This is a genomic window from Pseudomonas paeninsulae (genome assembly GCF_035621475.1).
GTDB classification, from domain to species: Bacteria; Pseudomonadota; Gammaproteobacteria; order Pseudomonadales; family Pseudomonadaceae; genus Aquipseudomonas; species Aquipseudomonas paeninsulae.
Genome location: NZ_CP141799.1, coordinates 1,068,810 through 1,080,109, shown reverse-complemented (window position 1 = coordinate 1,080,109; position 11,300 = coordinate 1,068,810). Strand labels below are relative to the sequence as shown.

At 62.5% G+C, this 11,300-nt stretch carries 12 protein-coding genes and 2 tRNA genes; 8 read left to right on the top strand and 6 right to left on the bottom strand.

Annotation, left to right across the window (positions count from 1 at the left end):
- The first annotated feature begins 16 nt into the window (after nt 1-16).
- Nucleotides 17-334: a YkgJ family cysteine cluster protein gene (locus VCJ09_RS04915; protein ID WP_324734596.1), complete on the top strand. Its 318-nt coding sequence runs from the start codon at nt 17-19 to the stop codon at nt 332-334.
- Between the two features lie 61 nt (nt 335-395).
- Here the strand turns inward: VCJ09_RS04915 and VCJ09_RS04910 are convergent, their stop codons facing one another.
- From VCJ09_RS04910 to hemA, 6 genes are all read right to left on the bottom strand, one after another.
- A complete protein-coding gene (locus VCJ09_RS04910) occupies nt 396-911 on the bottom strand; it encodes an acyloxyacyl hydrolase (RefSeq protein WP_324733365.1) in 516 nt (171 codons plus the stop codon).
- Between the two features lie 114 nt (nt 912-1,025).
- Nucleotides 1,026-1,814 carry a glutamate racemase gene (gene murI / locus VCJ09_RS04905; RefSeq protein WP_324733364.1) on the bottom strand — a complete coding sequence of 263 codons (789 nt, stop codon included), beginning with the start codon at nt 1,812-1,814 and terminating at the stop codon, nt 1,026-1,028.
- Nucleotides 1,807-2,565 carry a molybdopterin-synthase adenylyltransferase MoeB gene (locus VCJ09_RS04900; protein ID WP_324734595.1) on the bottom strand — a complete coding sequence of 253 codons (759 nt, stop codon included), beginning with the start codon at nt 2,563-2,565 and terminating at the stop codon, nt 1,807-1,809. The genes murI and VCJ09_RS04900 overlap by 8 nt, the downstream gene beginning before the upstream one ends.
- Nucleotides 2,566-2,572: 7 nt before the next feature.
- The gene (gene prmC / locus VCJ09_RS04895) at nt 2,573-3,406 is read right to left on the bottom strand and encodes a peptide chain release factor N(5)-glutamine methyltransferase (RefSeq protein ID WP_324733363.1); all 834 of its coding nucleotides are present in this window, start codon (nt 3,404-3,406) and stop codon (nt 2,573-2,575) included.
- 122 nt (nt 3,407-3,528) lie between these two features.
- Complete coding sequence (gene prfA, locus VCJ09_RS04890; protein ID WP_324733362.1) at nt 3,529-4,611, bottom strand: peptide chain release factor 1; 1,083 nt, start codon at nt 4,609-4,611, stop codon at nt 3,529-3,531.
- Nucleotides 4,608-5,888: a glutamyl-tRNA reductase gene (gene hemA, locus VCJ09_RS04885; protein WP_324733361.1), complete on the bottom strand. Its 1,281-nt coding sequence runs from the start codon at nt 5,886-5,888 to the stop codon at nt 4,608-4,610. Before hemA ends, prfA begins: the two co-directional genes overlap by 4 nt.
- 174 nt (nt 5,889-6,062) lie before the next feature.
- Here hemA and VCJ09_RS04880 point away from each other — a divergent pair, with 174 nt between their 5' ends.
- The 7 genes from VCJ09_RS04880 to VCJ09_RS04850 all read left to right on the top strand — a co-directional run bounded on the left by VCJ09_RS04880 (nt 6,063) and on the right by VCJ09_RS04850 (nt 11,244).
- Complete coding sequence (locus tag VCJ09_RS04880; RefSeq protein WP_324733360.1) at nt 6,063-7,793, top strand: tetratricopeptide repeat protein; 1,731 nt, start codon at nt 6,063-6,065, stop codon at nt 7,791-7,793.
- Nucleotides 7,793-8,410, top strand: a complete 618-nt coding sequence (gene lolB / locus VCJ09_RS04875) for a lipoprotein insertase outer membrane protein LolB (protein WP_324733359.1) — start codon at nt 7,793-7,795, stop codon at nt 8,408-8,410. Before VCJ09_RS04880 ends, lolB begins: the two co-directional genes overlap by 1 nt.
- Entirely contained in the window at nt 8,407-9,282 is an 876-nt protein-coding gene (gene ispE, locus VCJ09_RS04870) for a 4-(cytidine 5'-diphospho)-2-C-methyl-D-erythritol kinase (RefSeq protein ID WP_324733358.1), read from the top strand. Before lolB ends, ispE begins: the two co-directional genes overlap by 4 nt.
- 18 nt (nt 9,283-9,300) lie before the next feature.
- Nucleotides 9,301-9,375 (top strand) — tRNA-Gln (locus VCJ09_RS04865).
- Nucleotides 9,376-9,430: 55 nt separating this feature from the next.
- Nucleotides 9,431-9,505 (top strand) — tRNA-Gln (locus VCJ09_RS04860).
- A 46-nt stretch (nt 9,506-9,551) separates the two neighbouring features.
- Complete coding sequence (locus VCJ09_RS04855; RefSeq protein ID WP_079204847.1) at nt 9,552-10,493, top strand: ribose-phosphate pyrophosphokinase; 942 nt, start codon at nt 9,552-9,554, stop codon at nt 10,491-10,493.
- Nucleotides 10,494-10,608: 115 nt separating this feature from the next.
- Complete coding sequence (locus VCJ09_RS04850; RefSeq protein ID WP_324733357.1) at nt 10,609-11,244, top strand: 50S ribosomal protein L25/general stress protein Ctc; 636 nt, start codon at nt 10,609-10,611, stop codon at nt 11,242-11,244.
- The last annotated feature ends 56 nt before the right edge of the window (nt 11,245-11,300 follow it).

The following is an 11,300-nucleotide window of genomic DNA, read 5'->3' as shown; positions in this document are numbered from 1 at the left end:
GGCGTACACTGCAGCCATGACCGAAAGCCACCAGATCCCCCTCACCCAGTTGCCCAGCGAAGCCGCCGTCAGTTGCTCCAACTGCGCCGCCTGCTGCTGCCAGCTGGAAGTGCTGCTGATCACTGACACCGGCGTGCCGCCGCGTTTTATCGCCACCGACGACTGGGGCGGCGAAGTCATGCATCGCCTGGATGACGGCTGGTGTGCGGCGCTGGATCGCGACACCATGCGCTGTACCATCTATGAAGTACGCCCGCTGATCTGCCGCGAATTCGAGACCGCCTCCCCCGAGTGCCTCGACGAGCGCCGCGGCATGACCAGCATCTATCGCTGAAGCGGGTTTAATACAGAAACAAAAAATCGGCCAGCGGGCCGATTTTTTTGTATGCCGCGCGCTAGAAACTCAAACGGTAATGCACGGTATAGGCCTCGATGCCATTGTTCGGCTCCTTCAGCCCGGCGTTGGAGTAGTGCAGCGCGCGCAGGCCGACTTCCTGATCGGCGAAGCGCAGACCGACGCCGAGGCGATCCTCGAACTGGAAGGACGAGCCCAGGTTGCTGCCCTCCAGTTCGGTGTGGGAGAAGAAGGCTACGCCGACGCCGGCCTCGATATAGGGCCGCACGTTGTCTCCGGCAAACTCGTAGACGAACACCGGACTGAACGACAGGCTGTGGTTGCTCGCCGACTCATCGCCTTCCCAGAAGGTATAACCGGCATCCCAGTACCCGCCCAGGTGGCCGGTAGCGCTGTCCATCCAGCGGCGGTTGAAATCGAATTGAGCACCGACCCGATAAACCATGGTCGACTCGTCGGTGCTGCCCACGGCGAAAGTCACATCGGCCGCGTGCGCAGCGCTAACCGAACCTAGAGTCAAGGCCACCAACGCAGCCGCAGAAAACAGCGTATTCATGGGAGTATCCTTTTTCACCCGGTGGAGGGAGTTCCACCCTTCGCTGCTGGGAGTATAGAAATATTTGCTCTTAGTGAAAGGCTGACAATGCATAAACGTGCCGTCTTGGCGCAGTCAAAGCGCCCTAACCTGCGCCGGCTCGCCCCATAACCCGGGTAATACCGCCTGCATGCTTAGCGGCTCGGCGCTCGACCAGAAGCGCGCCACCTGCGCTGGCCCACCGGCCAACAACTGGCGCTCGCCGAGCATGCGCTGCAGGTGCCGCGCTACCGCCGCACCGGTGTCGATCAGGCTGACTGACGGTGGCAGCAACTCGCGCAACACCGGTTTGATAAAGGGGTAATGGGTACAGCCGAGGATCAGCGTGTCGCAGCCCTCGTCCAGCAGTGGCTGCACCCAGCCGCGCAGCATGTCGCGGGTCTGCGCGCCATCCAGTTCGCCGGCCTCGATCCGCTCGACCAGGCCTGGACAAGGCTGGGTAATCACCCGCACATCGCTGGCGAAGCGGTCGAGCAAGGCGGCGAATTTGGCGCTCCTCAAGGTACCGGTGGTGGCCAGCACACCGACCACCCCCGAGCGGGTCGCGGCGGCGGCCGGCTTGACCGCTGGCTCCATGCCGACGATCGGCAACTGCGGGTACAGCTCGCGCAAGTCGGCAACACCGGCCGCGGTTGCGGTGTTGCAGGCCAGCACCAGTGCCTTGGCGCCTTGCTTGAGAAGAAAGGCGGCCAGCAGCCGGCAGCGCTGGCGGATGAATTCCGGGCTTTTTTCGCCATAGGGCACATGGCCGCTGTCGGCCACATACAGCAGCGACTCATTGGGCAGCAATGCACGAATCTCGCCCAGCACCGACAGGCCACCAACGCCGGAATCGAATACGCCGATTGGCGCGTTATTACTCACGGCCAGCACCGCCACACACGCTGCAGGCCGGATCACGTTTGACCCGCAATTCACGAAAGCGCGAGCCCAGCGCATCGATCAGAAGCAAACGACCGACCAGCGGCTCACCGAACTGCGCCAGTAACTTCAGGGCTTCCAAGGCCTGCAAGCTGCCGACCAAGCCCACCAGCGGACCGACCACGCCGGCCTCGCTGCAGGTCAGCTCGGCTTCGCTGCCATGGCCGTACAGGCAGTGATAACAGGGGCTGTCGGCACGCCGTGAATCGAACACCGAAAGCTGCCCTTCCAGGCGAATCGCCGCGCCACTGACCAGCGGCACCTTGGCTGCCACACAGGCGGCGTTGACCGCCACGCGGGTGGCGAAGTTGTCCGAACAGTCCAGCACCAGATCCACCGCATTGACGGCTGCCGCCAGGGAATCGCCGTCCAGCGCCTGCCGATGACACTGCAGGCGCAGCTGTGGATTGATCGCCAGCAGGCGCCGCGAGGCCGAGTCGACCTTGCTCTGGCCGACGCTCTGGGTGTCATGGACGATCTGGCGCTGCAGGTTGGTCAGGTCGACCGTGTCGAAATCCGCCAGGTGCAACTCGCCAACCCCGGCTGCGGCCAGATACAACGCCACCGGCGAGCCCAGCCCACCCAGGCCGACGATCAGCGCGCGGCTGTGCTTGAGGCGCAACTGACCGTCGATATCGATCTGTTGCACTAGGATCTGCCGGCTGTAACGCAGCAGCTCGTCATCGTTCAGCATGTTCTGCTCACTCATGGTCGTAACGTCCGAGGCTGATACGTTCATGGCCACCCAGGTCACGCCGGCTCTCCACCGCGCTGAAACCGCGCGCAGCCAGCAGCCCGCGCACCGCGGCGGCCTGGTCGAAGCCGTGTTCCAGCAACAGCCAGCCGCTGGGTTCGAGATAGTCCGGCGCCTGTTCGATGATCAGGCGGATATCATCCAGCCCATCGACCCCGGCCACCAGCGCACTGCTTGGCTCGAAGCGCAGATCGCCCTCGCCCAGATGCTGGTCATCGGCGGCGATATACGGCGGGTTGCTGACGATCAACTGATAACGCTGGCCGGCCAGAGCGGTAAACCAGTGACTCTCGCTGAAGCGTGCATTGGCCAACTTGAGCCGCGCGCGGTTGCGCTCGGCCAGGGCCACCGCCTGCGGCACCCGGTCGACCCCGCTCGCCTGCCAGGCCGGCCGTTCACTGGCCAGGGCCAGGGCAATCGCGCCGGTGCCGGTGCCCAGGTCGAGTACCGCCGCGGGAGTGGCCGGAATCAGCTGTAACGCGGTCTCCACCAGCAACTCGGTGTCCGGACGGGGAATCAGGGTGTGCGCCGCGACGTCCAGTTCCAGGCTCCAGAAACCCTGGCGGCCGAGAATATGCGCCACCGGCTCGCCGGCCTGGCGCCGCTGCAGGTCGGCGGCAAACCGTGCGCCTTGCTCGGTGTCGACTTCACGCTCGGGCCAGGTGTGCAGGTAGCTGCGCGACTTGCCCAGGGCATGGGCGAGCAACAGCTCGGCGTCCAGTCGCGGCGTTGGCGAGTCGGGCAGTTCGGCATTGTTGAGCAGGGATTCGATGGTGGCCATGACAGTCGTCTGGTGGAGATTCGTAGGGTGGACAACCGCGCAGCGTTGTCCACCAGCGACACCTTGGTGGAAAACCACTTTGCGGGTTTCCACCCTACAAGGTATCGGTTAACCGCAGCAGATCAATCGCCCAATGCAGCCAACTGGTCGGCCTGGTATTCGGCGAGCAGCGGCTCGATCACCGCGTCGACGCCACCGGCCATCACTTCATTGAGCGAATACAGGGTCAGGCTGATGCGGTGGTCGGTGACCCGGCCCTGGGGGAAGTTGTAGGTACGAATCCGCTCGGAACGGTCACCGGAGCCCACCAGTAATTTGCGCGTGTCGGAAATTTCCTTGTGCGCGGCCGCTTCCTGCTGGTCCTTCAACTTGGCCGACAACCAGGCCATGGCCCGCGCACGGTTCTTGTGCTGGGAACGCTCTTCCTGGCATTCGACCACCGTGCCGCTGGGAATGTGGGTGATGCGGATCGCCGAGTCGGTGGTATTGACGTGCTGACCACCGGCACCGGAGGAGCGGTAGGTGTCGATGCGCAAATCGGCCGGATTGATGTCGATGGCGGCCTGTTCATCCGGCTCGGGCAACACCGCCACGGTGCACGCCGAGGTGTGGATGCGGCCCTGGGATTCGGTTTCCGGGACCCGTTGTACGCGGTGGGCGCCGGACTCGAACTTGAGCTTTCCGTAGACATTGTCGCCTTCGACCCGGGCGATCACTTCCTTGTAGCCGCCGTGCTCACCTTCGCTGGCCGAGAGAATCTCGACCCGCCAGCCACGCCGTTCGGCATAGCGCGAATACATGCGGAACAGGTCGCCGGAGAAGATCGCCGCCTCGTCGCCGCCGGTGCCGGCGCGCACTTCGAGAAAGACGTTGCGGCCGTCGCTGGGGTCTTTCGGCAACAGCATGCGCTGCAGGTTGTCTTCCAGCTCGATCAGCTTTTCTTTAGCCTCGCTGGCTTCTTCCTCGGCCATTTCCCGCATGTCCGGGTCGCTGTCCTTGAGTAGAGCCTGGGCACCCTCGAGATCGGCCTGCACTTTGCGAAACGCCCGAAACGCGCTATTAACCGGCTCGATCTCGGCATATTCGCGGGAGTAAGCCCGGAACTGGTTCTGATTGCCGATCACCTCGGCATCGCCAAGCAGCGCGGTCAGCTCTTCGAAGCGATCCTGCAGCATGTCGAGTTTGTTGATCAGGGACGCTTTCATTGCAAGCCTTTGTTGGACGGCGCGCCCTCATCGAGGGCAAAGAGTTCTTGGGCCACACCGAGCGCATCGACGCGGCCGTCGGCAGAAAGTTTTTTCAGTTGCACGCTGGGCGCATGCAACAGCTTGTTGGTCAGTCCGCGTGCCAGTTGCACCAGCACATCCTCGGCCGCACCGCCGTTACTGAGCAGGCGCAGGGCCTTGGCCAGTTCTTCGTCACGCATGCGCTCGCCTTGCTGGCGATAGGCCTTGAGCACATCCACCGCGGCCAGTTCGCGCAGGCGCAGCATGAACGTCTCGGCGCCCACGGCCACCAGTTCTTCGGCCGCCTGCGCCGCACCCTGGCGGCTCTTCAGATTCTCCGCGATCACCTCATGCAGGTCGTCGACGGTATACAGGTAGACATCGTCGAGCTCGCCGACCTCGGCCTCGATATCGCGCGGCACGGCGATATCGACCATGAAGATCGGCTTGTGCCGGCGCAGCTTCAGCGCACTCTCCACCGCGCCCTTGCCGAGAATCGGCAACTGGCTGGCCGTCGAGCTGATGACGATGTCGCTGTGCACCAACTCCTGAGGAATGTCCGAGAGCAGCACCGCATGCGCACCGAACTGCTCGGCCAGGCTGCTGGCGCGCTCCAGGGTGCGGTTGGCCACGACGATGCGCTTGACCCCCTGTTCGTGCAGGTGCCGCGCCACCAGGCTGATGGTCTCACCGGCACCGATCAGCAGTGCCTGGCTGCGGTGCAGGTCGCTGAAGATCTGCTTGGCCAGACTCACCGCGGCAAAGGCCACCGACACCGGGTTCTCGCCGATCGCGGTATCGGTGCGCACGGTCTTGGCGGTGCTGAAGGTGGCCTGAAACAAGCGCCCGAGCAGCGGCCCGACGGTGCCAGCCTCGCGGGCCACGGCATAGGCGGACTTCATCTGGCCGAGAATCTGCGGCTCGCCCAGCACCATCGAGTCCAGCCCCGAAGCCACACGCATCATGTGGCGCACCGCGGCATCGTCCTCGAGCACATAGGCGCAGGCACGCAGTTCGTCGAGGCTGAGCTTGTGGTATTCGGCCAGCCAGACCAGCACCCCGTCGACGGTCAGCGCATCCTGTTCGAGGTATAGCTCGCTGCGGTTGCAGGTCGACAGAATCGCCGCCTCACGACTGGCCGTGCATCGGCAGAGCTGCTGCAGAGCCTCGACCAACTGCTCGGGGGGAAAAGCCACGCGTTCGCGTACGGCCACCGAAGCGGTTTTATGGTTGATACCGAGGGCAATAAAGGCCATGCAAAGTCGCTGACTGGAAGATAGCGCGCAATTGTCCTACTTCGACCGAGTGAGAACAACCACCGCCGAATATTGTCTTATAAGGCACCAATCAGCTATCGAACCTCGCCCCATGGGCTTGCCCTACGGCTTGTGTCATGATGACCCGACCGCAGGTAAGTCGCCATTCTCCCTATGAATAGATCATTCGCATTGCTGGCCGCCCTTGCTTTATTAAGCGGTTGCCAGACATTTACCGCCTCCGCACCAGACGGCACACCGCCAGTGGAAGAAGCCTCTGCCGTAGCAGAAGCGCCGAAGCCCGAAGCCTATAGCTCGTTCAGCCAGGAAACCCTGCTCGCCTTGCTTACTGCCGAACTGGCCGGGCAACGCAATCGCTTCGATATCGCCATCGGCAACTACGTGCAGCAGGCCCAGGTGACCCAGGACGCTGGCGTAGCCGAGCGCGGTTTCCGGATTGCCGAGTACCTCGGCGCCGAGCAAGCGGCGCTGGATACCGCACTGATCTGGGCAAAAAACGCCCCGGGCAGCCTCGACGCCCAGCGCGCCGCCGCCATTCAGCTGGCCCGCGCCGGCCGCTATGACGAAGCCATGGTCTACATGGAGCAGGTGCTGCAACGCAAAGGCAGCACCCACTTCGATTTCCTCGCCCTGTCCGCCATCGAAACCGATCCAGACACCCGCGCCGGCCTGCTGCAAAGCTTCGATCGCCTGCAGAGCAAGTACCCGGACAACGGCCAGTTGCTATTCGGCAAAGCCTTGCTCCTGCAGCAGGACGATCGCCCGCAGGAAGCCCTCGAGCTGCTCGAAGCACAATCGGCCAACCAGGACGAAATCCCCCCACTGCTGCTCCACGCACGGCTGCTGCAAAGCCTCAAACGTGGCGATGAAGCCCTGCCACTGCTGCAAAAAGGCATCCGCCTGCACCCCGACGACAAACGCCTGCGCCTGACCTATGCGCGGTTATTGGTCGAACAGGATCGCCTGGACGACGCCAAAGGCGAGTTCGCCTCACTGCTGCAGCAATTCCCCCAGGACGACGACCTGCGTTTTTCGCTCGCCCTGGTTTGCCTGGAAGCCGAAGCCTGGCGCGAGGCCATCGTCTACCTCGAAGAGCTGGTCGAACGTGACAGCCATGTCGATGCCGCCCACTACAACCTGGCCCGCGCCTACGAAGCCCTCGGCGACAAGCCCAGCGCCTTGATCGAATACGCTATGGTCGGTCCCGGCGATGACTTCCTCCCGGCCCAGGCGCGCCAGGCACAACTGCTGCTCGACAGCAAGCGCGCGGCAGAAGCCTCACAACGCCTGAGCCAAGCCCGCGGCGCACAGCCCGACTATGCCATCCAGCTCTATCTGATCGAATCGGAAGCCCTGGCCAGTCACGAACAGCACGAACAAGCCTGGCAAGTGGTGCAGCAAGCGCTGGAGCAATTCCCCGACGACCTCAACCTGCTCTACACCCGCGCCATGCTCGCCGAGAAACGCGACGACCTGGATCTGCTGGAGCAGGACTTGCGCTTCATTCTCGAGCGCGAACCGGACAACAGCATGGCGCTCAACGCGCTGGGCTACACCCTGGCCGACCGCACCACGCGCTACGACGAAGCCAAGGGCCTGATCGAACAAGCCCTGCGCCTCAACCCCCAAGACCCGGCGATTCTCGACAGCCTCGGCTGGGTCAACTATCGCCTGGGCAACCTCGACGAAGCCGAGCGCCTGCTGCGCCAAGCGCTGGCGCGCTTCCCCGACCACGAAGTTGCCGCCCACCTGGGGGAAGTGCTCTGGGCCCAAGGCAAGCAGCGTGAGGCGCGCAAAGTCTGGGCCAACGCCCTCAAGCAACAACCTGACAGTATTTTATTGCGCAGCACCCTGCTGCGCCTGACCGGATCAGAGACGTTTTGATGTTTGTTCGCCCGCTCCTCGTGTTTAGCTTGATTGCCCTGCTCGCCGGCTGTACCGGCCTGACCTCCCGCGAATCCCTCGAAGGAGAAGGCAGCCCGGCGCTCTGGCAAAGCCATAAACAACAGATCAGCAGACTCGACGCCTGGCAGATCAGCGGCAAGGTCGGTATTCGCGCCCCGCAGGATTCCGGCAGCGGCACCCTGTTCTGGCTGCAACGCCAGGACTATTACGACATCCGCCTGTCCGGCCCGCTCGGTCGCGGCGCCGCACGACTGACCGGGCGCCCAGGCGACCTCCAGCTGGAAGTCGCCAACCAGGGGCGCTACCAGGCCGCCTCACCCGAACAACTGCTGCAGCAACAGCTGGGCCTCAACCTGCCGGTCTCGCACCTGCTGTGGTGGATTCGCGGCCTGCCAGCGCCCGACAGCAGAAGCCGCCTGACCCTCGACCGCGACAGCCGCCTGGCGCACCTGACCCAGGATGGCTGGCAGGTCGAGTACCTGCGCTACGCCGAGCAGGATGGCTACTGGCTGCCCGAGCGCCTCAAGCTGAGCGGTCACGATTTGCAAGTCACCCTGGTGATCAAGGACTGGCAACCGCGCCAGCTCGGCCAATGACCCCGCCGGCAATACCCGCCGCAGCCGAACTGAGGCTGCCGGCACCGGCCAAACTCAACCTGATGCTGCACATCCTCGGCCGCCGCGCCGACGGCTATCACGAGCTGCAGACCCTGTTCCAGTTTCTCGACTTTGCCGACGAGCTGGGTTTCGCCGCGCGCGCAGACGGCGCAATCCGCCTGCACAGCGACATCCCCGGCGTGGATCACGACAGCAACCTGATCGTGCGCGCCGCCCGTGCCCTGCAACAACAGGCGGGCTGCGCGCTGGGTGCCGACATCTGGCTGAGCAAGCGCCTCCCCATGGGCGGCGGGATTGGCGGCGGCAGCTCGGATGCGGCGACCACCTTACTCGGCCTTAACCGCCTCTGGCACCTGCATTGGGACGAAGAGCGCCTGGCCGGCCTGGGCCTGACCCTGGGCGCCGACGTACCGGTTTTCGTGCGCGGCCGCGCAGCCTTCGCCGAAGGCATTGGCGAAAAACTCACCCCAATGACCCTCAGCGAACCCTGGTTTCTCGTGGCAATTCCGCAAGTACTTGTCAGTACTGTGGAAATTTTCTCCGACCCTGAGTTGACACGGGATACGCCGCCCATTAAAGTTCGCAGCCTTCTTGAGGGGGGTAGTCGTAATGACTGCCAGCCAGTCGTCGAGAAGCGTTATCCAGAAGTACGTAACGCGCTGATCTTATTGAACAAATTCGTATCGGCAAAATTGACTGGCACTGGAGCTTGTGTGTTTGGGAGCTTCCCAAACAGGGACGATGCTGATAAAGTCGCCCGCCAACTTCCAGCCACTCTGCCAAGTTTTGTGGCACAAGGTCGTAACATCTCGATGTTGCACCGCGAGCTTGAAGTATTGGCAAAGAAGTGAATGCGTAGCATCAGTTACAGGGGCGTCGCCAAGCGGTAAGGCAGCAGGTTTTGATCCTGCCATGCGTTGGTTCGAATCCAGCCGCCCCTGCCATTACTGCCCTAGGGCAGCGATAAACTGACAAGCAGCATTGGGTTACACACGATACAGGGGCGTCGCCAAGCGGTAAGGCAGCAGGTTTTGATCCTGCCATGCGTTGGTTCGAATCCAGCCGCCCCTGCCATTTTCTATACTCATCCAGGTATACCCTCAGCCGGCAGGTACTGCGCGTGTCCAAGATGATGGTCTTTACGGGGAACGCTAACCCCGATCTGGCGCGACGTATCGTACGTCAGCTGCACATCCCCCTCGGCGATGCCTCTGTCGGAAAATTCTCCGACGGTGAAATCATGATTGAAATCAACGAAAACGTTCGCGGTAAAGACGTTTTCCTGATTCAGCCGACGTGCGCGCCAACCAACGACAACCTGATGGAACTGGTAGTGATGGCCGATGCCTTCCGCCGCTCCTCAGCCACCCGAATCACTGCTGTCATCCCCTACTTCGGCTATGCCCGCCAGGATCGCCGACCGCGCTCCGCCCGCGTGGCAATCAGCGCCAAAGTCGTGGCCGACATGCTCACCGTAGTAGGCATCGACCGGGTTCTTACCGTCGACCTGCACGCGGATCAGATTCAGGGCTTCTTCGATATCCCGGTCGATAACATCTACGGCTCACCAGTACTGGTGGACGATATTGAAGACCAACGCTTCGAAAACATGATGATTGTCTCCCCAGATATCGGTGGCGTAGTGCGTGCACGTGCGGTCGCCAAATCCCTGGGTGTTGACCTGGCGATCATCGACAAGCGTCGCGAGAAAGCCAACCAGTCCGAAGTGATGCACATAATCGGTGACGTAGAAGGCCGTACCTGCATCCTGGTCGACGACATGGTGGATACCGCCGGCACCCTGTGCCACGCGGCCAAAGCGCTGAAAGAACATGGCGCCGCCAAGGTCTTTGCCTATTGCACCCACCCGGTACTCTCGGGTCGGGCGATCGAAAACATCGAAAACTCCGTACTCGACGAGCTGGTGGTGACCAACACCATCCCGCTGTCCGCCGCCGCGCAATCCTGTTCGCGTATTCGCCAACTGGATATCGCCCCGGTAGTCGCTGAAGCGGTGCGCCGCATCAGCAATGAAGAATCGATCAGCGCGATGTTCCGTTAACCCGGAAATCGCCCTGAACGCGAAACGCCCTACTGTATTGGTGGGGCTTATTACCTAACCGTCCGGTCGCTGGTCGCAAGCGTGAAGGGCGGTTTGGTTATTTTGGAGAAGTGAAATGACCGTTGAATTTGCCCTGAATGCTGTAGTGCGTTCCGACCTGGGGAAAGGTGCGAGCCGCCGCCTGCGTCGTAACGTTGCCATGGTTCCTGCCGTAATCTACGGTGGCGACAAAGCCCCGCAGTCGATCAGCCTGCTGGCCAAAGAACTGGCCAAACTGCTGGAAAACGAAGCGTCGTTCAGCCACGTACTGACCCTGACCGTCGACGGCAATAAAGAAAGCGTGCTGATCAAAGCCCTGCAGCGCCACCCAGCCAAAGAATTCGTGATGCACGCCGACTTCATCCGCGTCGTCGCCGGCCAGAAACTGCACGCCCACGTCCCCCTGCACTTCCTCAACCAGGAAACCGCGGTTGGCGTGAAGACCCAAGGTGGCGAAGTTTCCCACACCCTGGCTGAAGTTGAAGTTTCCTGCCTGCCGAAAGACCTGCCGGAATTCATCGAAGTCGATATGGCTGCCGTTGAAATCGGCCAGATCGTTCACCTGTCCAACCTGACTCTGCCGAAAGGTGTGGAACTGGTTGCACTGGCTCATGGCAACGACCTGGCAGTGGCTAACATCCACGCTTCGCGCGTAGCCAAAGAAGTAGACGCAGAAGCAGAAGAAGGCGAAGGCGAAAGCGCTGCCGAGTAATCTGCGCACCACCGGAAAACAGCCCAGGCGCATTAGCGGCTGGGCTATTTCCACGA

Bases quoted from the DNA above. Each gene is read 5' to 3' on its own strand.
- VCJ09_RS04900 (WP_324734595.1), bottom strand. From the start codon at position 2,565: ATGCTGAACGATGACGAGCTGCTGCGTTACAGCCGGCAGATCCTAGTG.
- VCJ09_RS04910 (WP_324733365.1), bottom strand. From the start codon at position 911: ATGAATACGCTGTTTTCTGCGGCTGCGTTGGTGGCCTTGACTCTAGGT.
- prmC (WP_324733363.1), bottom strand. From the start codon at position 3,406: ATGGCCACCATCGAATCCCTGCTCAACAATGCCGAACTGCCCGACTCG.
- hemA (WP_324733361.1), bottom strand. From the start codon at position 5,888: ATGGCCTTTATTGCCCTCGGTATCAACCATAAAACCGCTTCGGTGGCC.
- ispE (WP_324733358.1), top strand. From the start codon at position 8,407: ATGACCCCGCCGGCAATACCCGCCGCAGCCGAACTGAGGCTGCCGGCA.
- prfA (WP_324733362.1), bottom strand. From the start codon at position 4,611: ATGAAAGCGTCCCTGATCAACAAACTCGACATGCTGCAGGATCGCTTC.
- VCJ09_RS04850 (WP_324733357.1), top strand. From the start codon at position 10,609: ATGACCGTTGAATTTGCCCTGAATGCTGTAGTGCGTTCCGACCTGGGG.
- VCJ09_RS04915 (WP_324734596.1), top strand. From the start codon at position 17: ATGACCGAAAGCCACCAGATCCCCCTCACCCAGTTGCCCAGCGAAGCC.
- lolB (WP_324733359.1), top strand. From the start codon at position 7,793: ATGTTTGTTCGCCCGCTCCTCGTGTTTAGCTTGATTGCCCTGCTCGCC.
- VCJ09_RS04880 (WP_324733360.1), top strand. From the start codon at position 6,063: ATGAATAGATCATTCGCATTGCTGGCCGCCCTTGCTTTATTAAGCGGT.